At 69.0% G+C, this 23,363-nt stretch carries 13 protein-coding genes; 9 read left to right on the plus strand and 4 right to left on the minus strand.

Annotated features, from left to right (window positions below):
• From N7422_RS15965 to N7422_RS15975, 3 genes are all read left to right on the plus strand, one after another.
• The gene (locus tag N7422_RS15965) at positions 1 to 1,536 is read left to right on the plus strand and encodes an AMP-binding protein (protein WP_279807415.1); all 1,536 of its coding nucleotides are present in this window, start codon (positions 1 to 3) and stop codon (positions 1,534 to 1,536) included.
• Positions 1,537 to 1,579: 43 nt separating this feature from the next.
• The gene (locus tag N7422_RS15970) at positions 1,580 to 2,920 is read left to right on the plus strand and encodes an MFS transporter (RefSeq protein WP_279807416.1); all 1,341 of its coding nucleotides are present in this window, start codon (positions 1,580 to 1,582) and stop codon (positions 2,918 to 2,920) included.
• A gap of 136 nt (positions 2,921 to 3,056) precedes the next feature.
• Entirely contained in the window at positions 3,057 to 3,692 is a 636-nt protein-coding gene (locus N7422_RS15975) for a LysE family translocator (protein WP_279807417.1), read from the plus strand.
• A 10-nt stretch (positions 3,693 to 3,702) separates the two neighbouring features.
• Here the strand turns inward: N7422_RS15975 and N7422_RS15980 are convergent, their stop codons facing one another.
• Genes N7422_RS15980 through N7422_RS15995 form a run of 4 tightly spaced genes read right to left on the minus strand, consistent with a single transcriptional unit; the run spans position 3,703 to position 7,857 of the window.
• On the minus strand, positions 3,703 to 5,100 hold the full coding sequence (locus tag N7422_RS15980; protein WP_279807418.1) for an isochorismate synthase: 1,398 nt from the start codon (positions 5,098 to 5,100) through the stop codon (positions 3,703 to 3,705).
• A complete protein-coding gene (locus tag N7422_RS15985) occupies positions 5,097 to 5,402 on the minus strand; it encodes an isochorismate lyase (RefSeq protein WP_279807419.1) in 306 nt (101 codons plus the stop codon). The genes N7422_RS15980 and N7422_RS15985 overlap by 4 nt, the downstream gene beginning before the upstream one ends.
• Complete coding sequence (locus tag N7422_RS15990) at positions 5,399 to 6,193, minus strand: alpha/beta fold hydrolase (protein WP_279807420.1); 795 nt, start codon at positions 6,191 to 6,193, stop codon at positions 5,399 to 5,401. The genes N7422_RS15985 and N7422_RS15990 overlap by 4 nt, the downstream gene beginning before the upstream one ends.
• A complete protein-coding gene (locus N7422_RS15995) occupies positions 6,190 to 7,857 on the minus strand; it encodes a (2,3-dihydroxybenzoyl)adenylate synthase (protein WP_279807421.1) in 1,668 nt (555 codons plus the stop codon). Before N7422_RS15995 ends, N7422_RS15990 begins: the two co-directional genes overlap by 4 nt.
• Positions 7,858 to 8,077: 220 nt before the next feature.
• Here N7422_RS15995 and N7422_RS16000 point away from each other — a divergent pair, with 220 nt between their 5' ends.
• The 6 genes from N7422_RS16000 to N7422_RS16025 all read left to right on the plus strand — a co-directional run bounded on the left by N7422_RS16000 (position 8,078) and on the right by N7422_RS16025 (position 23,299).
• Complete coding sequence (locus N7422_RS16000) at positions 8,078 to 8,971, plus strand: AraC family transcriptional regulator (RefSeq protein WP_279807422.1); 894 nt, start codon at positions 8,078 to 8,080, stop codon at positions 8,969 to 8,971.
• Positions 8,972 to 9,137: 166 nt separating this feature from the next.
• Positions 9,138 to 13,448 (plus strand): amino acid adenylation domain-containing protein, encoded by a 4,311-nt coding sequence (locus N7422_RS16005; RefSeq protein ID WP_279807423.1) that lies wholly within the window; start codon positions 9,138 to 9,140, stop codon positions 13,446 to 13,448.
• Complete coding sequence (locus N7422_RS16010; RefSeq protein ID WP_279807424.1) at positions 13,445 to 18,850, plus strand: non-ribosomal peptide synthetase; 5,406 nt, start codon at positions 13,445 to 13,447, stop codon at positions 18,848 to 18,850. Before N7422_RS16005 ends, N7422_RS16010 begins: the two co-directional genes overlap by 4 nt.
• Positions 18,847 to 19,884 (plus strand): Gfo/Idh/MocA family oxidoreductase, encoded by a 1,038-nt coding sequence (locus tag N7422_RS16015; protein ID WP_279807425.1) that lies wholly within the window; start codon positions 18,847 to 18,849, stop codon positions 19,882 to 19,884. The genes N7422_RS16010 and N7422_RS16015 overlap by 4 nt, the downstream gene beginning before the upstream one ends.
• Positions 19,881 to 21,620: an ABC transporter ATP-binding protein gene (locus tag N7422_RS16020; protein WP_279807426.1), complete on the plus strand. Its 1,740-nt coding sequence runs from the start codon at positions 19,881 to 19,883 to the stop codon at positions 21,618 to 21,620. Before N7422_RS16015 ends, N7422_RS16020 begins: the two co-directional genes overlap by 4 nt.
• The gene (locus N7422_RS16025) at positions 21,617 to 23,299 is read left to right on the plus strand and encodes an ABC transporter ATP-binding protein (RefSeq protein WP_279807427.1); all 1,683 of its coding nucleotides are present in this window, start codon (positions 21,617 to 21,619) and stop codon (positions 23,297 to 23,299) included. The genes N7422_RS16020 and N7422_RS16025 overlap by 4 nt, the downstream gene beginning before the upstream one ends.
• Positions 23,300 to 23,363: the final 64 nt, after the last annotated feature.

Below are 23,363 nucleotides of genomic sequence, written 5' to 3' on the forward strand. Positions count from 1 at the left end.
ATGAACATCGCGCACTGGCTGCACGACGCGGCCCAGCGCTGGCCGCGGCGCGCCGCGCTGTTCGAAGGCCAGCGCCAGGTCGCCGACTATCAGGGGTTCGCCGCCCGGGCCCGGGGGCGCGCGCTGCAGCTGCGTGACGACTACGGCATCGCCCCGGGCGAGCGGGTGGCGCTGCTGATGAAGAACAGCTGCGCCTACCTCGAACTGCTGTACGCCATCTGGTGGAGCGGGGCGGTGGCGGTGCCGATCAACAACAAGCTGCACGCCCTGGAGGCGGCCTGGATCGCCGGCAACGCCGGGGCGCGGCTGATCTACACCGACGACGGCCGGGTGTTCGACAGCGTGGCGCTGCCCGCCGGCTGCCGCGAACTGGCCGCGACCGGGCAGCCGGTGATTGGCCCCGCTGTCGATCTGCTGGCGCCGCACCCTCGCCAGGACAGCGACCTGGCCTGGCTGTTCTACACCTCCGGCACCACCGGACGCTCCAAGGGCGTGATGCTGTCCCATGGCAACCTGATCGCCATGTCGCTGTGCTATCCGCTGGACGTGGACCCGGTGTCGGCGGCCGACGCCATGGTCTATGCCGCGCCGATGTCCCACGGCGCCGGCTTGTACAACTTCGTCCACGTGCGTTGCGGCGCCCGCCACGTGGTGCCGGCATCGCGCGGCTTCCAGGCGGCGGAGCTGTTCGAGCTGGCGCAGGGGCTGGGGCAGGTCAGCCTGTTCGCCGCGCCGACCATGGTCAAGCGCATGGTCGAGCAGGCCCGGCAGCAGGGCTACGGCGGGGAAGGCATCAAGACCATCGTCTACGGCGGTGGGCCGATGTACCTGGCGGACCTGGCCGATGCCCTGGACACCTTCGGCCCGCGACTGGTGCAGATCTACGGCCAGGGCGAATGCCCGATGACCATCAGCGCGCTGTCCCGCGAGGCGATCGCCGACCGTGACCATGCCGGCTGGCCGGCGATCGCCGCCTCGGTAGGGCGCGCCCATGCCTGTGTCGAAGTGCGGGTGGTGGACGCCTCGGGCCAGGCGCTGGCGCCCGGCGAGCCCGGTGAGATCGCGGTGCGTGGCGCGCCGGTGATGCTGGGGTACTGGGACAATCCGGCGGCTACCCAGGCGGCTCTGGTGGACGGCTGGCTGCGCACCGGCGACATCGGCTATCTCGATACGCACGGCTACCTGACCCTGACCGATCGCAGCAAGGATGTGATCATCTCCGGCGGCAGCAACATCTACCCGCGGGAAGTCGAGGAAGTGCTGATGCAGCACCCCGAGGTGTTCGAAGTGTGCGTGGTGGGCGAGGCTGACGCCGAGTGGGGCGAGTCGGTGGTGGCCTTCGTGGTGCCGCGCGCAAGCGGCCGTGTCGATGCCCAGGCGCTCAACCAGTGGTTCCTGGCGCGCATGGCCTCGTTCAAGAAACCGAAGAAATATCAGTTTTGCGCCGAGCTGCCGAAAAACAGCTATGGCAAGATCCTCAAGACCCGCCTGCGCCAGTGGCTGCAGGATCCCTCCGGGCCTTTGAGCATCCCCTGAAGCAACGACATTTCATGGACAGCATCACGACAGGAGTTCCCTTATGGGCATGTCACCCGGCAACACCCAGCGCCAGCGGCGCCGGGCTTTCATCGGCGCCACCACCGGCCACCTGATCGAGTGGTACGACTACGGCGTCTACGGTTTCCTGGCCTTGTACATCGGCAAGGCCTTCTTCGTTTCCGATGACCCCACCAGCAGTCTGCTGGCGAGTTTCGCGGCCTTTGCCCTGAGCTTCTTCATCCGGCCGCTGGGCGGGCTGTTCTTCGGCCCGCTGGCGGACAAGATCGGCCGCCGCCGCACACTGATCACGGTGCTGGTGATGATGGCCGGCTCCACCTTCCTGCTCGGCCTGCTGCCGACCTATGCCAGCATCGGCATCGCCGCACCGATCATCCTGGTGCTGATCCGCTGCGTGCAGGGCTTCTCCGCCGGTGGCGAGATCGGCACCATCACCAGCTTCATCTCCGAGTACGCCGGCCCCGGGCGCCGGGGCTTCGCCACCTGCTGGCTGATGGTCACCGCAGTGCTCGGCCTGCTGCTGGGCGGCGCCGTGGCCAATGGCATGACCTGGGCGCTGGGCGCCGAGCTGATGCAGGACTGGGGCTGGCGCATTCCGTTCCTGATCGCCGGGCCGCTGGGCTTCATCTCGCTGTACATCCGCCTCAAGCTCGAGGACAGCCCCGAGTTCCTCGCCCTGGTCGAGGCCGGGCAGACCTCCAAGGCGCCGCTGCGCGAGGTGTGGCAGTGGAAGCGTTCGATCGCCCTGGTGTTCTTCATCATCACCCTGCACAGCTCGATCTTCTACCTGGTGCTGACCTTCGCCTCGACCTACATGTCCAACACCCTCAAGTTCGACAGCGGCACCACCTTGCTCTACGTGTTCGTCGCCAGCCTGTCGGCGGCGGTGGTGATGCCTTTCGGCGGCGCCTTCACCGACCGTTACGGACGCAAGCCGTTCCTGATGGTGATCGGCACCCTGGCGACCCTGGCCATGTACTGGTTCTTCAAGGCCGCGCCCGGCGCCACGCCGGCCACGCTGTTCTGGCCGCTGATGGCGGTGGCGATCCTGTTCGGGCTGTACGCGTCGTCGACCTACGCGCTGATGAGCGAGCTGCTGCCGACGCGCATCCGCTCCACCGGCATCGCCATGGCCTACAACATTCCGGTGGCGGTGTTCGGCGGCAGCGCGCCGCTGATCTCCACCTGGCTGATCAAGGTGACCGGCGATATCACCGCGCCCTGGTATTTCTATGTGGCGACCGGGGTGGCGTCGCTGGTGGCGCTGGTGGTGCTGCGCAAGGAGGACTTCGTGGCCTGTGGCCACGACACACGCCAAGAGCAGGGATCGGCCGGGCAATTGCTGGCCGATCCGCAAGCCTGAGGCGTCCTGGCCGAGCGGCACTGCGGCGCCTGGCACACAGCGGCAGCCACGTACCATCTACCGTGGGGATGCTTGATTGGGGCAACAATCTGTTACAGTCGCCGGACTTAACGTTGCCCCAAGGAGATGTACAAGGATGTCGCTTCACGATTGGTTCGGTTTCGTCGCTGTCGCCATGCTGGTCACTCTGACCCCGGGCCCCGGCGTCATCATGGCCCTGTCCAACTCGGTGGCCTGCGGGCCCCGGCGGGCGATGCTCGGCTCGCTGGGCAACGCGGTGGGATTGCTGGCGGTTTCCGCCGCCACCAGTGCGGGTCTGGGCGTCGTGCTGCAGACCTCCGCCACGGCCTTTTTACTGCTCAAGGTGCTGGGCGCGAGCTACCTGATCTACCTGGGCATCAAGCAGTGGAAAAGCCGCACCAGCGCATTCGATCAGCTCGACCAGCCGCTCAAGCCTGCCTCCGGCAATGGCAAGCTGCTGCTCAATGGCGTGACGGTGGCGCTGACCAATCCCAAGGCCATCCTGTTTTTCGCGGCGTTCCTGCCGCAGTTCATTCGTCCGGGCGCTGATTCGGACTTTCAGCTGGGCATTCTCGTGCTCACCTTCGCGGCGTGCTCGATCATTTCCCATGCCTTCTATGTGACCTTGGCCCAGGCGCTCAGGCGCAAGCTCGCCACGCCCAATCGCGCGCGCCTGATGAACCGCCTGTTCGGCGCATCCTTCGTCACGCTGGGCGCCAGTCTGTTCACTGTTCAGGCCAAGGCCGCCTGAGGCGTCGGCATCACACCTGCAGCGCGAGTCGCATCCCCGCCAGCTTGATACAGGTTTCCTCGTACTCGCTGGCCGGCTCCGAGCTCTGCACGATGCCGCAACCGGCATAGAGCCTTGCCTGTTCGCCCTGCAGCAAGGCCGAGCGCAGGCCTACGATGAACTCGCCGTTGCCCTGGGCGTCCAGCCAGCCCAGGGGCGCGGCGTACCAGCCACGGTCGAATCCTTCGCAGCGGCGAATGTAGCCCATCGCCTGGTTGCGTTCGTGACCGCCGACGGCGGGGGTCGGGTGCAGCGTGGCGACCAGCTGCAGCAGGCTGGCCCGCGACCGCAGGCGCCCTTCGATCACCGTGCTCAGGTGCTGGACCCGGCTCAGGCGGCGGATCGATGGGGTCGCCGGCACGTGCAGCTGGGTGGTCCAGGGGATCAGGGCCTGCTGGATGATCTGCACCACCACGGCATGTTCGTGGCGGTTCTTCTCGCAGTCCATCAGCGCATGGGCCAGCTGGGTGTCCAGGCGAGGGTCCGGATCGCGCCGGCAGGTGCCGGCCAGTGCCAGGGTCTGCAGCTGGCCGTCGTGTAGCTTGACCAGGCGCTCCGGCGAGGCGCCGACGAAGCAGCTCGCCTGGCGGCGAAAGGCGAACAGATAGGCCGTGGGATCGGCGCTGGCCAGGCGCGCCAGGGTCCTGCCCGGGCTGACGGTATGGGAAAAGGTGCTGACCACCTCGCGCGCCAGCACCACTTTTTGCAGCGAGCTGTCACGCAGCGCGTCCACGGCCTGGGCGATCTTGTCTTGCCAGTCGGCGCGCGGCAGGCACTGGTCGCGAAGGTGCGCTGCCGGCGGGGTGCTCGCCGGGGGCGACAGGTAGCGATCCATCAGCGCGTTCCAGTCATCGATCAGCTGTTCGCCACGGCGGCTGGCGCTGTCCGTGGCGCCGATGCGCTGCTGGCACAGCAGCCAGCACTGCTCGCCCTCGCGGATCAGCAGCAGGCTCATCAGCCACAGCGAGGCGTCGCCAAAGCCTTGCCAGGCGCTGTCGGGCGCGACCTGATCATCGAAGCGGAAACCACCGCACAGCAGGGGAGGCTGCGGGCCGTGGCTCACCGCGCTGTCCAGCCAGGCGCGCCATTGGCGGTCCACGCTGGCGAAGCGCTGTTCGCCTGTGCCGTTCAGTTCGGCGGCCAGGCCCCAGCCGAACAGGGTCCTGTCACTTGCGGCGTCGCGCCAGAACAACGCCTCGGCACCGGGGCGGTCGACGCGGCAGAACAGCGCCAGCAGGTCGATGTCGGCGACGGCCAGGGCGTAGCTGGCCAGCACCGAGGTGCCTTGTTCGGCGGCGCGCTGGCGTGCCTGTTCGAATACCTGGGTCAACCCCGCAAGGTCTTCCTCGAGCCGAGTGAAGGGCTTCATGCCGAAGCCCTCTGGCTGCGCCAGTACAGCACTTGCTGGGCGATGTACCAGTGGATGATCTGGGCGAACAGGGTCTCGACGAAATGCCCGTCCAGCCCCGCCTCTTCGGCCCACTGGCGCCGCCGCGGGAGCATCTGGGCGACGCGCTCGGGCGCCGGGATGCTGCTTTCGGTGGGTTTGAAACCGGAGGCGGCCTTGACGTAAGCCATGCGCTGGCGCATGAGTTCGATGATCTGGTGGTCCAGTGAATCGATGGCGTTCCGGATGTCCGGCAGGCCTTCGCAAGCGTCGGGGGATTTCATTGCAGGGCTTCCTCAAGGGCAGGTGAGACGAGCGGGCGGCGACCGAGCAGGGTCGCCGCCAGGGCATCGAGCACAGCCTGGCGCTGCTCGACCAGGTAGAAGTGCTCGCCGGACCAGCGCTGCAGGTGCAGTGGCTGGTGACTGGCGGCTTGCCAGGCCTGGGCCTCGCCGAGATCGACCTCGGGATCCTGCTCGGGGTAGAGCACGGTGATCCGCGCATCGAGCGGCCTGGGCGTGGGGCAGGCATAGGTTTCGACGATGCGGTAGTCGTTGCGCAGGCTGGGCAGGAACATACCGCTCAGGGCCGGGTCGTCGAGCAGCGGATTGGGGCGCCCCGACAGTCGCTTCACATCGTCCAGCAGGGCCTGGTCGGGACCTGCGTGCAGGTGCCCGCCACGCTGGCACTGTGGGGCCGGGTGGGCGGAAACGAACAGGTGCTCGACGGTGATGGCCTGGCGTTCCAGGCGCGTCGCCACCTCATACGCCACCACGGCGCCGAGGCTGTGGCCGAACAGCGCCAGCGGCCGGTCGGCGTAACCGCGCAGGGCCTGGCTGGCGGCTTCGGCGAGGCTGTGCATGTCGGTCAGGCAGGGCTCGCCGAAGCGGTCTTCGCGCCCGGGATACTGGATGGCCAGCACGTCGATCTCGGCCGGCAGGGCGTTGGCCCAGTCGCGGAAAAAGCTCGCGCTGCCACCAGCATGGACGAAGCACGCCAGACGCCAGCGCGGCATCGGCGACAACCGGTAGGGGCGTACCCAGCGCGCATCCAGGGACAACGGTTCGACGTTCACGAGCCGGTGCTCCCACGGTGCGCTTCGAGCCAGGCCTGGCGCAGGCTGTCGCGCAGGTCCTTGCGGCTGACCTTGCCGACGCCGGTCTGCGGGAAGCGGTCGATGAACTCGATGCGATCCGGCACCTTGAACGCGGCCAGGCCCTGGCTGCGCAGGTGCTGCTTGAGGCCGAAGGCCGAGGGCGCCGGCGCGCGGGCGACGATGAACGCGCAGGTGGACTCGCCCAGCAAGGCATCGGGCATCGCCACCAGGGCCGCATCGTGCACCTGGGGATGGGCGAGCAGCAGGTTCTCCACCTCCTCGGCGGCGACTTTCTCGCCGCCGCGGTTGATCTGGTCCTTGTCCCGGCCCTCGACCACCAGATAACCCTCGGCGGTGCGTCGCACGCGGTCGCCGCTGCAGTAGAAACCGTCGGCGGTGAAGGCCTTGGCGTTGTGTTCGGGCAGGCGGTAGTAGCCGCGAATGGTGTAGGGCCCGCGCACCTGCAGTTCGCCGACCTGACCGGTTGGCACCGGCTTGCCCTGTTCGTCGACGATGCGTACCTCATCGTCGGCGCACAGCGGCCGGCCCTGGGTGTGCAGGACCAGCGCCTCGGGATCGTCCAGACGGGTGTAGCACAGCAGCCCCTCGGCCATGCCCAGTACCTGCTGCAAGGCACAGCCGAGTACCGGGGTGACGCGCGCGGCCGCCGTGCTCAGCAGCTTCGCCCCGCCGACCTGGAGCAGGCGCAGGCTCGACAAGTCGGCCTGGCGCTGGGCCTGGGCGTCGAGCCAGAGCATGGCCAGCGGCGGCACCAGCGCGGTGACGGTGACACCTTCCCCGGCGATCAGGGCGAAGCAGGTGTCCGGGTCGGGGCGCCGAGTGCACACGACGCGGCCGCCGGCCAGCAGGGTGCCGATCACGCCGGGGCAGCACAGGGTGAAGTTGTGCGCCATGGGCAGCGCGGCCAGGTACACGCTGCCCGCGTCGAGGCCGCACACGGCGCTGCTGGCGCGCACGTTGTAGAGGTACTCGGCGTGTCGGCGTGGAATCAACTTGGGGGTGCCGGTGGTGCCGCCCGAGAGCTGGAAGCAGGCCACCGCCCGCGGGTTGCCGGCGTCCTGCGCCAGTGGCTGGCCTGCGTACAGCTCGCCGAGCGCGGTGAACTCCCCGGCGGCGCCGTCGATCACCACGTGCCGCAGGTGCGGGTGGCTGGCACGCAGCTGGCGCGCCATCTGTCGACAGTCGAAGCCTTCCAGCTGGTCGCAGCCGATGTAGGCGACGGCCTCGGCGAAGCCGCAGAAACCACCGATCTCGTGCTGGCGGTGCGCGGGCAGGGCGAGGATCGGTCGTGCGCCCAGGCGAAACAGGGCGAAGCACACTTCGACGAATGCGCTGCCGTTGGGCAGGTGCACCACCACGTTGTCGCCGGCCTGCAGGCCGAGGGCGCGCAGGCCGGCGGCCAGGCGCCGGCAGCGGTCCACCAGCTCGGCATAGCTCAGGTGCGTGGCACCGTCGCTGATCGCGATCGCCGACGGGTTGCGCGAAGCGGCGTCGTCAAGCGCCTGGGCGAAGGTCTGGTCGTGCCAGTAGCCAGCCTGGCGATAGCGTTCGACGAATTCGGCGGGCCAGTCGGGGGCGTCGTCGAACGCGTCTGGCATGGGCGTTGCGGGGAGCGATGACATGAAATCTCCTATTTGTAGAAATAATTGGCTACAAATGGCTAAATGAGATTTATTATCATTGTGCATCGCCAAGCGCTTCTCAACGCGAAGGCTTTCGGTGCCGTGACTTTTTCATTAGATGAAATACGCCACGGCTTCAAACAGGGAGGTTGAAGGTTTGAAAGCCTCCCGTGAGCTCAGGGCAGCCCCCCGTAATGGCGCCAGGAAAAGGGAAAACCCAATGACTATTACGATCATCGCCGCAACCCACCCCGAGAAGCAGGCCGAACCCAAGGGCAACCAACCCGGCACGGTCTACCTGGAGCCGCACATGACGCTGGTCACCGGGACGCTCTGGTCGCAGAGCGAGGCCTGGGTCGAAGACCCGCTGGAGCGCGGGCTCAAGCTGATCCTGGTGCAGAGTGGCGAGTTGTCCTGCCGGATTCCGGGGCATGCCGAGCAATCGATCCGCGGCCCCAGCCTGTGCACCATCGTCAACGACGGCGAGTACACCTCTTCGCAGATCTACGGCACCGCGACGCCGCTGCGCTACACCATCGTGCAGCTCGACCTGGAGTCCCTCGATCGGCACCTGGGCATGGCTCCGCGCAAGTTGTTGGCGGCCCAGGGCGGCGACCCCTACATGATGGTGCGTCCGGCCCCGCGGGCGATGCAGGCGTTGGCGACGCAGATCGCCACCTGCCCGATGCAGGGGCCTACCCGCTCGCTGTACCTGGGCGGCAAGGCCCTGGAGCTGACGGCGTTGAGCGCGCAGTTCCTGCTGGAGGAGCGCGGGCAGCCGGAGCAGAAGCTGCGCATCACCTCATCGGACGTCGAGCGCGTGCATGCGGCGCGCGACCTGCTGGTGCGCTCGCTGCTGGAACCACCGAGCCTCAACGCCCTGGCCAGCCATGTCGGCATGAGCCCGCGCAAGCTCACCGCAGGGTTTCGCAAGGTGTTCGGCACCAGTGTGTTCGGCTATCTGCAGGAGCACCGTCTGAGCGAGGCGCATCGCATGCTCAGCGAAGAGGAGAGCAACGTCTCGACCGTCGCCTATGGCGTGGGCTACAGCCCGGCGCACTTCTCCATCGCCTTTCGCAAGCGCTACGGCGTGTCGCCCAGCGAGATTCGCTGAGCAGCCCGGCCGGTACGCCGGGTGTCTCTGAATCGAATGAAAACGCCTGTGCATCTAAAGCCTTGAGCGCGTTCTGAAAAGCTTCCTGCGATAGAGTCTCATTTGATAACGGCTTGCATCTTGGCAGGCCGTGCGACTCTTTTCGACCGGGCACAGGAAGCTTTTCATGAGCGAGCTGACAACAGCAGACATCACCGCGGCCAACCCGCTTCGCCCTTGGCTGATCGAACACCTTGCCCAGTTGCTGGGCGCCACCATGGCGGAAATCGACCACCTGGGCGACGAGGAAAACCTGCTGGGCTGCGGGCTGGATTCGATCCGCCTGATGTACCTGCAGGAACGCCTGCGTAGCCATGGGCTGCAGATCGATTTCGCCCAGCTGAGCGGCGAGCCCTGCCTGGCGGCCTGGTTGACGTTGCTGCGCGGGCAGACCTTGCAGGCCCCGCAGGCCACCACCGCGGCGTCCTCGTCCGAGCCCGGGCAGCGCTTCGAGCTGAGCGCGGTGCAGCAGGCCTACTGGCTGGGGCGTAGCGCCGCCGAAGTGCTGGGCAACATCAGCTGCCATGCCTGGCTGGAGTTCGACAGCCAGGGCATCGAGCCACAGCGCCTGGCCGAGGCCGTGCGGTTGGTCCAGGCTCGGCATCCGATGCTGCGTGCCAGTTTCAACGACGAGGGCCAGACGATCCTGGCGTCGCCTGACGTGCCGGTGTTCGACCATCAGGACTGGCGTGGGCTGGCGCCGCAGGCGGCGCAGCAGGCCTGGGCCGATCTGCGCCACTGGCGCTCGCACCAGTGCCTGGCGGTGGAGGCGGGGCAGGTGATGCTGGTGGGGCTGGCGCAGCTGCCCGACGGACGTGACCGCGTCTGGCTCAGTGTCGATCTGCTGGCGGCCGATGTAGAGAGCCTGCGCCTGTTGATGGCCGAGCTGGGTCAGGCCTACCAGGCGCCGGCCTTGCTGGCGCCGCCGCCGACCCTGCACTTCGCCGACTACCTGGAGCGGCGTCGGCAGCGCCGTGCCGAGGCGTTTGCCCGCGATCGCGAATACTGGTGTCAGCGCCTGGCGCAGTTGCCCGATGGCCCGGCGCTGCCGCTGGCCTGCGCGGCGGAGTCGATCCGCGAGCCACGCTTCGCTCGCCAGTCCCTGGTGCTCAGCAACGCCGAGGCCGAGCGCCTGCAGCAGCAGGCCACCCGTCACGGGCTGACCTTGTCGTGCGTGTTCGCCACGGCCTTCAACGCCGTGCTGGCGCGCTGGAGCGGACAGGCGCGATTCCTGCTCAACGTGCCGCTGTTCGATCGCCACGACGAGCATCCCGACATCGACCGGGCCATCGCCGATTTCACCACCTTGCTGCTGGTGGAGTGCCAGGACATGCCGCAGTTGCCGTTCGCCGAGGCGGCGCGGCAGTTCCAGCAGCGCTTGCACGCCACCATCGACCACTCGGCGTTCCCCGCCCTGGAGGTATTGCGCGAAGGACGGCGCCAGGGGCATCCGCGGTCGGCGCCAGTGGTGTTCTCCAGCAACCTGAACGAGGCGGGCTTCGTGCCGCCGCGCTTGCGTGAGGTGTTCGGTGAGCTGAACGACATGCTCTCGCAGACCCCGCAGGTGTGGCTCGACCACCAGCTGTACCGGGTCGAGGACGGTCTGTTGCTGGCCTGGGACAGTGTCGTCGGGCTGCTCGCCGAGGGCGTGCTCGAGGCGATGTTCCAGGCTTACGACGAACTGCTGCGGCGCCTGGCCGACAGTGACTGGAACCTGCCGCAGCCGGTGCTGCTGCCGCAAGCGCAGCAGGCCCGCCGCGACCGGCAGAACAGCGTGCCGGCCATCGCCCCGGCGCGCGGCCTGCTCGAAGACTTCTTCCGCCATGCCGCCCGGAAACCTGACGGCCTGGCCTTGATCTGCGGCGCGCAGCGCTGCACCTATGGCGAACTGGCCAACCGCGCGCTGCGTGTCGCCGCCGGGCTGCTGGAGGCTGGGATGCGCCAGGGCGATGCGGTGGAGGTGTGCCTGCCGCGCGGGCCCGGGCAGATCGTCGCGGTGTTCGGCGTGCTGGCGGCCGGTGGCTGCTACGTGCCCATCGACACCGCGCAACCGCCGGCCCGGCGCAGCCTGATCGAAGCGGCGGCGGGTATCAGCCTGGTGATCGCCGAACAGGCCCCGATGTCGATGCCGGACAGCCCGCCGCTGCGCTGGCTGACGCTGTCGGGCCTGGAGCAGTGCGCGCCCTTGTCGGCCCCGCGTCGGCCGGCGCCCCAGGCCAGCGCCTATGTGATCTACACCTCCGGCTCCACTGGCGTGCCCAAGGGTGTCGAAGTCAGTCACGGGGCGGCGATGAACACCATCGACGCGCTGCAGGCCGAGCTTGGCGTCGACAGCCACGACTGCCTGCTGGCGGTGTCGGCGCTGGACTTCGACCTGTCGGTGTATGACTTGTTCGGCGTGCTGGGGCAGGGGGCCCGCCTGGTGCTGCTGCAGCCCGAGGAAACCCGTGACGCGCTGCGCTGGGCCCAGTTGATCGTCGAGCATCGGGTGACGCTGTGGAACTCCGCGCCGGCATTGCTGGAAATGGCCTTGGGTATCGCCGAAGGCGAGCGCCACTACCAGAGCCTGCGAGCGGTGCTGCTGTCCGGCGACTGGATCGCCATCGACCTTGCCGCGCGCCTGCGCCTGCATGCCGGCGCGCAATGCCGGGTGTACGGTCTGGGTGGCGCCACCGAGGCGGGGATCTGGTCGAACCTGCACCGTATCGACGAAGTGCCCGCACACTGGACCTCGATCCCCTATGGCCGACCCCTGGCCGGCCAGGCGTATCGGGTGGTGGACGACAGTGGCCGGGATGTGCCCGACCAGGTGGTGGGGCAACTGCTGATCGGTGGCGCGAGCCTGGCGCGGGGCTATCGCAATGACCCGCAGCTGACGGCGCAGCGTTTTCGCAGCGATGAGCGCGGGCGCTGGTACCACACCGGCGATCGCGGACGCTTCTGGGGCGATGGCACCCTGGAGTTCCTGGGGCGCGTCGACCAGCAGGTCAAGGTCCGTGGGCAACGCATCGAGCTGGGCGAGATCGAGGCGGCGCTGAACGCGCATCCGCTGGTCGACAGTGCCTGCGCGGCAGTGGTGCCGGGTGCTGTCGCCAGCCTCGGCGCGGTGCTGGTGATGAATCGCGCGCCGGTCAGCGTCGAGGCGGATGCCCTGCAAGGACCGTCAATGCTCGACGACTCCGCGCCCGCCGAAGCGCGGGTGACCGCCGAACTGCTGCGGCGCTTGCTGCAAGGGCCGGTATTGCCGGCGTCGCCACTGCTGGACAGCTGGCGGCAGTGGTTGCTTGGGCAACCCGCCGGGCTACCGGCCTTGAGTGAGGCCCTGACGCACCTGGGCTGGCGCGAGGCCGACCTGCACACCATGGTTGGCGCGCTGCAGGCCCTGTTGGGCGACGAGGGTGGCCGGGCACAGGTGCTGTTCGATCCGTTGCTCGCGCCCCAGGCCATGGCCCTGAACTTGCCGGCCGGTCGCCAGGTGCTGGATGCCATGGACCAGGCCGTGCAACGCCTGTGCAGCGACCAGGGCGGCCCGCTGAAGGTCGCCCTGCTGGATGCGCGCGGTGGGCAGTTGCTTGACCATCTGCGCCACGACGCCTTGCAGCTGACATTGTTCGAGACCAGTGCCGGCCTGTTGAGCGCTGCCGCCGAAAAGCGCCCAGGCGTTGCCACCCAGTTGCTGCTGGACGGCCTGCTGCCCGCCGAGCACTGGGCCGGCTACGACCTGGTGATCAGCTTTGCCGCGTTGCACGGCCATGCGCAGCCCGCCGACTGCCTGAGTCTGGCTCGGGCGCTGCTCAAGCCGGCTGGCCAGCTGTTGCTGGCGGACCTGTTGCGCGACTCGCCGCTGGGCCTGGTCAGCGCGGCCCTGCTCGACGACCGTCCTCCCGTATTGGCCGATACGGCGCAGCTCGCCCAGTTGCTGGGGCAGGGCGGCTTCACCGGGCTGCAATGCCTGTGGCGCAACCCGGCGATGTTGCTGGTCAGCGCCCAGGCGCCCGCCGCGTCACTCACTGCCGGCAGCCTGCAGCAATGGTTGCAGCAACGCCTGCCGCAGGCGATGCGCCCCGAGCACCTGTGGTGCCAACCGCGTCTGGCGCTCAACGGCAACGCCAAGATCGACCGCAAGCGCCTGCAGGCGAGCATGACCCAGGCCCTGCAACGCCAGCGGCCGGCGTGCGCCGAAGAGGCTGAACTGGGCCCGGCCTTGCAGCCCCTGGCCGCCTGTTGGGAGGCGGTGCTTGGGCGACCGGTGCGCAGCACCCAGGGCAGTTTCTTCAGCCTCGGTGGCGACAGCCTTTTGGCTACCCGCCTGCTGGCCTGCGTGCGTGAACGCATGGGCATCCACCTGCGCATGAGCGATTTCTACCTGCAGCCGACCTTGGCGGGCATGGCTGCGCTACTGGCGGACAGTGCCGCCATCGAGGAGGGCGTACTGTGAGCTTGCAGGACCTGTTGCACATCTGCCGCGAGCGCCAGATCGAACTCTGGACCCGCGAGGGCAAGCTGCATTTTCGCGCGCCGCAAGGCGCGCTGGATCCGACCTTGGCCGAGCGCATCCGCGCCCAGCGCGAAGCGCTGATGGCGCACCTGACGCCAGGTTCGCAGTGGCGCTCGCATCCCGAGCAGGCACTGCAGCCCTTTGCCTTGAGCGCGGTGCAGGGCGCCTACGTGCTGGGCCGCAACCCGGCGTTCGACTATGGCGGCAACGCCTGTCACCTGTATGTCGAGTACCCCTGGCCGGCGAACATCGATACCGCACAGCTGGAGCAGGCCTGGAATGCCGTGGTCCAGCGTCACCCGATGCTGCGCGCGGTGGTGCAGGACAACAGCCGTCAGTGCGTGCAGCCGCAGGTGCCCTGGCAAGCGCTGCCCGTGCATGACCTGCGCCAGGCCACGCCCGAAGCGTTCGTGGCGCATCTGCAGCAGGTGCGCGAGCGCCTGGATCATGCCTGCCATGCGTTGGACCAGTGGCCGATCCTGCTGCCGGAGATCAGCCTGGGCGCCGAGGGCGCGGTCCTGCATTGCTCGGTGGATTTCACCCTGATCGATTACGCCAGCCTGCAACTGCTGCTGGTGGAACTGAACCAGCGCTACCTGGAGCCGACCCGGCACTGGCCAGCGCTGGAGGCGACCTTCCGTGACTACCTGCTGCATGAGCAGCAGGCCCGGGAAAGCGCCGCCTGGCACGACGACAAGGCCTGGTGGCTGGCCAGGCTGGATAACCTGCCCGGGCGACCGGACCTGCCCTTGAGCGACGATGCCGGCATCGCCTCGACCCGCTTCGAACACCATCACGGCGTATTGAGCCCGACCCAGTGGAACGCCCTGTGCGCCCTGGCCAGCGCCCAGGGCCTCAGCGCGGCGGGGGTGACCCTGGCAGCGTTCGCCGAGGTGATCGGGCGCTGGAGCCAGAGCCCGGACTTCTGCCTGAATCTCACCGTGCTCAATCGACCCGACCTGCACCCGCAACTGGGCCAGGTGCTGGGCGACTTCACCGCCCTGAGCCTGCTGGAGGTACGTGGCGCCAGCGGGGCGACATTCGTGCAGCGGGCGCGGCGTATCGGCGCGCAGCTGTTCGAGGACCTGGACCACGGCCGCTTCACCGGGGTCGAGGTGTTGCGTGAGCTGGCGCGGCTCCAGGGGCGCGGCGCCGACCTGATGCCGGTGGTGTTCACCAGTGGCATCGGGAGTGTCGAGCGCCTGCTGGGCGATTCGGCGCACCTGCTGCAGCCGCCGAGCTACATGATCAGCCAGACGCCCCAGGTGTGGATCGACTGCCAGGTCAGCGACCAGTACGGTGGCCTGCAGGTCGGCTGGGACGTGCGCAGAGGCGTGCTGCCGGCGGGCATGGCGGCGCGGATGTTCGATGCCTATATCGACCTGCTGCGACGGCTGGCCGAGGAGGCGCAGCTGTGGCAGGCGCGCGGTGATATCGTCCTGCCGCGACAGTGCGCGCCACAGCTGACGGCGCGGCAGGCCGAGGACCGCAACATTGCCAGCGGCGTCGCTCGCCAGGCGCTGCGCACCCCGGACGCGCAGGTGATCAGCGACCGCGACGGCCGCTACAGCTATCGTCAGGTCTTCCAGCACGCCGAGGCGGTGCGCATGGCGCTGGAGGCGCTGGGGGTGGCGCCCGGCGCGCGGGTGGGGGTGATGCTGCCCAAGAGCGCCTGGCAACTGATGGCCGTGCTGGGCATCAACCAGCTGGGCGCGGCCTATGTGCCCATCGATATCCGCCAGCCGCTCCTGCGCCGCGAAACCCTGTTGTGGGACGCCGGGATTGCCGCCGTCGTCACCCTTCAGGGCGAGGACTTGCCTGTTGGCATGGAACTGCCCCGGGTGGCCATCGACAGCCTCGCCGCCGCCACCCACTGGCCCCCGCGCGAGCCCGTGGCGGTCCGGGCCGGCGACCTGGCCTACATCATCTACACCTCCGGTTCCACCGGCACGCCCAAGGGTGTGATGCTCAGCCATGGCGCGGTGGTCAACACCCTGGATGACATCAACCGGCGCTACGCCGTCGGCCCCGGCGACCGGGTGCTCGGGCTGGCGGAGCTGAGCTTCGACCTGTCGGTGTACGACTTCTTCGGTGCCACGGCGGTGGGCGCGCAAGTGGTGCTGCCCGATCCCGAGCGCGGCGCCGATCCGTCGCACTGGGCGCAGCTGATGCGCGAGCACCAGGTGACCCTCTGGAACTCGGTGCCGGCCCAGGGCCAGATGCTGATCGATTACCTGGAAACCGAGCCTGATGCGATACCCGCGCCGCGCTGCGTGATGTGGTCCGGCGACTGGATTCCCACCACCTTGCCGACCCGCTGGTGGCAACGCTGGCCCGAGAGCCGCCTGTACAGCCTCGGTGGCGCGACCGAGGCCGCGATCTGGTCGGTGGAGCATGTCATTCGTCCCGACGACACGGCCTTGCCGAGCATTCCCTATGGCCATGCCCTCGACGGCCAGACCCTGGAAGTGCTCGACAGCCTGGGCAGGCAGTGCCCGCTGGGGGTGCGCGGCGAGATCCATATCGGCGGCCTGGGCCTGGCCCTCGGGTACGCCGAGGACCCGCGACGCACCGCCGAGCGCTTCATCACCCACGCCAGCGGACGACGCCTGTACCGCACCGGGGACCTGGGGCGCTACCTGGACGAACATGGCCTGATCGAGTTTCTCGGCCGCCAGGACGATCAGGTGAAGATTCGTGGCCATCGCATCGAACTGGCGGAAATCGACGCCGGCTGGCTGGCGCACCCGCAGATCGCGACCAGCACCACGGTGCTGGTGGGGGAGCGCCATGAGCGTTCGTTGTGCAGTTTCGTCACCCTGCACGGCTCACCCCGTGATGCGCAGTGCGTGCAGGACGAGTTGACGCAGGTGCTGGCCCCGGCGCGACAGACCTTGGAGCAGGCCGATTTCGGGCCGCGCGAGAGGATCGAGGCAGCCCTGGCGGCGCTGGATCGGGCCGCGGACATTTCATTGCTGTGCTGGCTGGCCGGCAGTGGCCTGCTGCGGGCCGGCCAGGAGGTGACGTTCGCGGCGCTGTGCCAGGCCCTCGAACTCGAAACTGGCCAGCAGCGGTTGTTGCATCACTGGCTGACCCTGTTGACCGACAGCGGCTACCTGCAGCGTCGCGACGCTGGTTGGCGCTGCCTGGTGGACCCGGGCGAATTCGATCAGGACCAGGCTTGGGCGCGCTTCGCCGAACTGGCGCCTGCGCGGCTCTGGCCGGCGGAGTTGGTGGACTACCTGCGGGGCAGCGCCTTGCGCCTGGCCGAGCAACTGGACGGCCGGCTGAGCCCGGCGAGCCTGATGTTCCCCCAAGGGTCGGCGCACATCGCCGAGGCGATGTACAGTGGCGGCCTGCATGCGCAGGCACTGCACCAGGCCATGGCCGAGGCGGTGACGGCCATCGTCGGCCGCGAGGGCCAGCGCAGCTGGCGCATCCTCGAAGTCGGCGCCGGCACCGGTGCCGCCAGTGCCTCGATCATTCCGGCGCTGGCAACGCTGGTGGCGGCCGGGGTGCAGGTCGACTACCTGTTCTCGGATGTTTCCAGCTACTTCCTCAATGCCGCCCGGGAGCGCTTCGCCGAATACCCCTGGGTGCGCTTCATGCATTTCGACATGAACAAGCCTGCCTGCGAGCAGGGCCTGCCCGCGGGGTCGCTGGACCTGGTGCTCAGCTCCGGGGCCTTGAACAACGCCCTGGACACCCCGGGCCTGTTGGCGGGCCTGCGCCAGCTGGTGCAGGCCGATGCCTGGCTGGTGATCCAGGAACTGACCCGCGAACACCGGGAAATAAGCATCAGCCAGAGCCTGATGATGGAAACCCCACACGACCTGCGTGCCGCCAACGGGCAGCTCTTCGTGCACCGCCAGCAATGGCTGGACTGGCTCGGCGCCGAAGGCGGGGACCATGCCCAGGCCCTGGCTTCGCCGCAGAGCGTGCTGTCGCTGCTGGGCTATGACCTGCTGGTGGCGCGAATGAAGACCGATCGTCCATTGCTGTCCGCGCACGCCTTGCTGACGTTCATCGCCGAACGTGTGCCGCGCTACATGGTGCCGGCCCAGGTACGGGTGCTGGACCGGCTGCCGGTGACCGCCAACGGCAAGGTCGACCGTCGCGCCCTGACCACCCAGGCCCAGCAGCGGCAACTGGAGCCGGTACGTCAGGTCCATGGCGAGGTGGGCGACGAACTGGTCCTGCGCCTTATCGGCCATTGGGAACGGGTGCTCGACTGCAGCGGCCTTGCGCCCGAGCAGGATTTCTTCGCCGCTGGTGGCGATTCGCTGCTGATCGCGCAGCTGATCGCCGGCCTGCGCGAGCACGAGCCGCTGGCCCGTGAGCAACCCTTCGACCGCCTGCTGCGCTGGGCCTTGAGTCGGCCGACGCCGGCCGGCCTGGCCCAGCGCCTGCGCAGTGCGGCTGGTAGCGAGACGCCTGTGCCTGAACGGCCGGCGGTGGCGGTGCTGGAGACCACCCGCGCACCGCTGCGCGGTCGCCTGCGAGCGGATGCCCTGAGCGAGCTTTCACCCGGCGAAGGGACCGCCCGGGTGCTGGTGCACGAAGGCCTCGGCACGCTGTTGCCCTATCGCGGGCTGATGACCGAACTGGCGGGGAAGGGGCCGTTGCTGGGGCTGGCGGTGCACGACAGCGAGGACTATCTGCGTCTGCCGGCGCAACACCTCAACGCCACCCTCGGCAAGCGCTATGCCCAGGCCTTGTGGGACAGTGGCCGGCGTCGTTTCGACCTGCTCGGCTACTGCTCCGGCGGGCTGGTGACCCTGGAGCTGGCCAAGGCCTTGCTGCAACTGGGGGCCGAGGTGCGCCAGGTGGACATCGTCTCCAGCTACCGCATCCCCTACCGGGTGGACGACGAACTGCTGATCCTGCACAGCTTCGCTGCCACCCTCGGCCTGGATCCGCAGGCCCTGGGCCTGCCGAGTGACGAGCAACTGCAGGCCGCGCTGGCGGCGCGGCTGCTGGTCTCGCCGGAGCATCTGGCCGCCGGCAGCCTGGCCCAGGCGCTGGCGCAGTTCGACGTGGCGCAGCTCAAGGCCCGTGTGTTGAGCGCCGCCAGCGGCATCGCCGACGAACAGCTGTACCGGGTATTCGCCCATTCCGTGCAGGCCAGTCACTACAGCCACAGCGCGCCCTATGTCGGCGCCGTGCGCCTGTTCGTGCCGAGTGTCGGCAACCCGTTGATCGCCGAGCATCAGGCCAGCCTGAGGGCCTGGTGGCAGGCGGCGTCGCTGGCACCGCTCACCGTGCAGACCTTGCAAGGCAATCACTTCGACTGCCTGAACGCGGGGCTCGGTCGTCATCTGCTGGAGGAACATCGTCCATGAACCATCCTGTCAAAACCCTGGTCGTGGGCTCGCGCTTCGGCCAGTTCTACGCGGCCGGCGTCGCCGCCGCCGAGCACCTCGAACTGGTGGGCGTGCTGGGGCAGGGCAGCCCGCGTTCGCAGGCCCTGGCCCGGCACCTGCGGGTGCCGTGCTTCACTGCGTTGGAGCAGATCCCCGACGATACCCGCCTGGCCTGCGTGGCAGTGGGTGGCGCGGCGCGCGGCGAGCAAGGGCCGGCCTTGGCACAGGCGCTGATGGCCCGTGGCCTGGATGTGCTGATCGAGCACCCGTTGCTGCCTCAGGAGCTGCAGGCGCTGCTGCGCACCGCGGCGCGCCTGCAACGGCGCTGCCTGCTCAACAGCTTCTATCCGCAACTGCCCTGGGTTGCGCGTTTCATCGAGCTTGGCCGGCAGCTGCACCAGCGCCAGGGCATCCGTCATATCGAGGCCAGTTGTGCGGTGCAGGTCAGCTTCGCCACCCTGGACGTGCTCGCTGCGCTGCTGGAGGCGGTGGCGCCGTGGTCGCTGGACGATCTGGCAGCGGGGCTGTCGCCCTGGCGTGACCTGAGCCTGGTGATGGCCGAGGTGCCGGTGTCGCTGCGCGTGCTCAACGAACTGGCGGCGGCCGATGACGGGCGCATGCAGATGCTGCAGCGGATCAGCCTCGCCACCGACAGCGGCACCTTGCTGCTGGCCTCGCCCCACGGGCCGTTGTTGTGGATGCCGGCGGTGCGGGCGCCGGGCGAGGACGCGCATGGGCTGTTCGCGCTGGGCGGGGCCGGCTTGCCGTGCGTCGAAGTACTGCTCGACGCCGCCTCCGACTGGGGGCAGGTCTATCGGGAGATCTGGCCACGGGCGGCGACCAGCGCCCTGCAGCCGTTGCTCGATGGTGCCGGGCTGGCGCGCCGGCAGCAGCGCAGCCTGGAGGTTGTGGGCCTGTGGCAGCAGGTGACGGCGGCCATCGGTTTTCCCGAAGCACCCACCCAGAGCTTGCCGGCAGCCACCCTGGCGCAGGCCCTGGAGGGCGCGGCATGAGCCTGCTGGGGCCTGAGTTGCAAGCGCTGCTGCGGCCTTTTCGCGGGCGCTTGTGGCTGGCGGTGGCAGTGCAGGCTGTCGCCGGGCTCGGCTCGCTGCTGCCGCTGATCGCCCTGGCGCAACTGGCCGACAGTCTGTACCAGGCGCCGCCGCTGGCACCCTCGACCCTGGGCTGGGTGCTGCTGGCGGTGTTCGGGGCGGCCCTGTGGCTGTGCGGCCAGACCTCGGCCCTGCACCTGACCCATGGCGTGGATGCCGACCTGTGCGACCGTTTGCGGGTGCGCCTGGCCGAGCACCTGCAGCGCCTGCCGCTGGGCTGGTTCACTCGCCTTGGCGCCGATGGTGTCAGTCGCTATGCCGAGCAGGATGTGCGCGCGTTGCACCAGCTGATCGGCCATGCCCCGACCGACCTGGTCAACCTGTTGCTGGTCCCGCTGGCCGTCTTCGTCTACCTGCTGTGCAGCGACAGCGCTCTGGCGCTGTGGTGCCTGTTGCCCCTGGTGCTGGGCGCGCTGGGATACTGGCGGCTGGGTTCGGCCCATTACCGCGAGGACGTCGAACAGCGCAACGTGGCGGTCCAGCAGTTGTTCGGCGACTACGGCCAGTTCGCCGCGAACCTGCGCCTGGTGCGCCAGTTTCCGCAGGCGGGCGCCCAGCAGAGCCTGCAGCGGGCCGTGGCGCAGTTCGATCGGCGCTTCAGCCACTGGGTCAGCCGTGCCGGGCATCTGGCCGCGCTCATCCAGGTACTGCTCAGCGCGCCCTGGCTGCTGGCCTGGGTGTTGATCGGCGCCTCGCTGCCTGGCTTGAGCGGCGTGGCTGGCGCGCAGTTGTGCGCCTTTCTGTTGCTGGTGCGGGCCATGGCCGCACCCGTGCTGGCGATGGGGCATGGTCTGGACGCGCTCAACGCTGCCCGGGCCAGCGCCGGGCGCCTGCAGGCGGTATTGAGCACGCCGCCGTTGGCCGAGCCCGAGGCGCCGCAAGTGCCGAGGGACGCCAGTGTGGAACTGCGCAAGGTGAATTTCGCCCATGGCTCGCAGAGCGTGCTGTCGGCGATCGACCTGCGCCTGGAACCGGGCACCATCACGGCACTGGTGGGCCCGTCGGGTTCGGGCAAGAGCACCCTGGCGGGCTTGATCGCCCGCTTCATGGACGTCGACAGTGGGCAGGTGCTGGTGGGTGGCGTGGATGTGCGCCAGATCGCCAGCTGCCAACTGCAACGCCAGCTGGCGCTGGTGCTGCAGCGCCCGGGCGCGCTGCGCCTGTCGCTGGCACAGAACATCGCCCTGTATCGGCCCGAGGCCAGCCTGGCGCAGATTCGCGAGGTGGCGCGCGCGGCGTGCCTGGACAGCCGGATCATGGCCCTGCCCAAGGGCTACGCGAGCATCGCCGGTGATGATGTGCAGCTTTGCGGCGGTGAACTGCAGCGCCTGGCCATCGCCCGGGCGCTGCTGTCGAGCGCCCCGGTGATGCTGCTGGACGAGCCGACCTCGGCGATCGATCCGCAGACCGAGCTGTCGTTGCGTGCCGCGCTGCGCGACGGCGCGGCCGGGCGTACCCGCCTGATCATCGCTCACCGCCTGCGGACCATCTGCCACGCCGAGCAGATCCTGGTGCTGGACCAGGGTCGCATCGTGCAGCGTGGCGGCCATCAGGCGTTGCTGGCCGTGGACGGCCTCTACCGTCAGCTGTGGCGCGAACAGATGTCGAGCGCCGATCGATTGGAGCCTGTGTCATGACTGTGCTGTCTCGCCTGAAGCTACTGCCGCAACGCGCCTGGCGGCCATTGCGTGGGGCCTTGATCTGGATGCTGCTGGCCGCCGTGCTGGATGGCCTGGCAGGGCTGGCGCTGGTGCCGCTGCTGTTGGCCTGGTTCGACGCCAGTACTGGCGGATGGCTGCAGCCGCTGGGGGTGTTGCTGGGCCTGACGGCGCTGCAGGCCCTGGTCGGCCATGGCGCGCAGCGGCGCGGCTACCTGGCCGGGGCGGGGCTGGCGGCCGGGCTGGTGTCGCGCCTGCTCGAGCACCTGCCCCGGCTGCCGCTGGGGCGCCAACGTCATCTCGAAGGGCTGGTTCGCGGGCCGGTGTTCGGCAGCATGGGAATCCCGGCGCATCTGCTGGCGCCGTTGATCACCGCGCTGGTCACGCCGACCGTGGTGGTGCTTGGTCTGTTTGCCTTTGCACCAAGGTTGGCGCTGTTGCTGGCGCTCGCCTACCTGCCGTTGTTCGGCCTGCTGCGCTGGGCCGGGCGGCGCAGCCTGGACCTGGAACAACAGCGCCAGGCGGTGGATCGCCAGGCCGGGCAACTGCTGCAAGCCTTCGCCGAGCAGCAGGCATTGTTGCGCAGCAGCGCTGACAGCGGCCAGGGCCAGGTGGCCCTGCGCGAGGCGCTGCGCCGGCAGCATGAGACCACCCGTGCGCTCAACCGCCGGGCGTTGCCGGCCAGCCTGGGCTTCGCCACGGCGGTGCAACTGGTGTTTTCGGCCATGCTGGGCGGTGGCGTGATGGCGGTGGCCGCGCAGCAGTTGCCCGGGGCATTGCTGGTGGCCGTGCTGGTACTGCTGGTGCGCTTCATCGAGCCGCTGTCACAGCTGGCGCAACTGGACCAGGCGCTGCGCATGGCCTGGCAGGCCCTGTCGCAGGTGCTGCAGGTACTGGCCACGCCCACCCTGCACAGCCCGCACCCGGGCGCGCAGCCCCGCGATGCCAGCCTCGCGGGGCAGGGCCTGAACAGCTACGGCGAACATGGCGAGCAGTTGCTCGAGGACCTCGACCTGCACTGCGCGCCGGGCAGTTTCACGGCGATCGTCGGGCCTTCGGGGGCCGGCAAGAGCACGCTGCTGGCCTTGCTCGGCCGGGGCATGGACCCCCAGGCCGGCGTGGTGCGCCTGGGGCAGGTGGATATCCGCCAGTTGAGCGAAAGCACGCTGGCCGCGCACCTGACCCAAGTGTTCCAGGACGGCGGCTTGTTCGCCGGCAGCCTGGCATGGAATGTCGCCATGGCATGCCCGGACGCGACCCCCGCGCAATTGCAGCAGGCGGCCGAAGCGGCGGCGCTGGACGAGGTGATCGACAGCCTTGAGCGCGGCTGGCACAGCGAAGTCGGTCCGGGTGGCGGCCTGCTGTCGGGCGGGCAGCGCCAGCGTGTGGGACTGGCGCGGGCGCTTTTGAGCACAGCGCCGATCGTGCTGCTGGACGAGCCTACCGCCAGCCTCGATGCGCGCCGCGCCGCGCGGGTCAATCGCAGCCTGCGGGCGCTGCAGGGGCGGCGAACGCTGGTGCTGGTGTCCCATGACCCGGATCTGGTGCGCGACGCGGAGCAGATCCTGGTGCTCGAATCCGGGCGCATCACCGGGCGTGGCAGCCATGAGCAACTGCTGGCCACGCACCCGTGGTATGCGCAATTCACCGTGCAATGACATCCCTGCCGGGCATCGATTGAAAAAGTCCCTGAATCGAAAAGGCCCGCTATTCGTTTGAAGG

This window comes from Pseudomonas sp. GD04091, assembly GCF_029836165.1.
Classification (GTDB): domain Bacteria; phylum Pseudomonadota; class Gammaproteobacteria; order Pseudomonadales; family Pseudomonadaceae; genus Aquipseudomonas.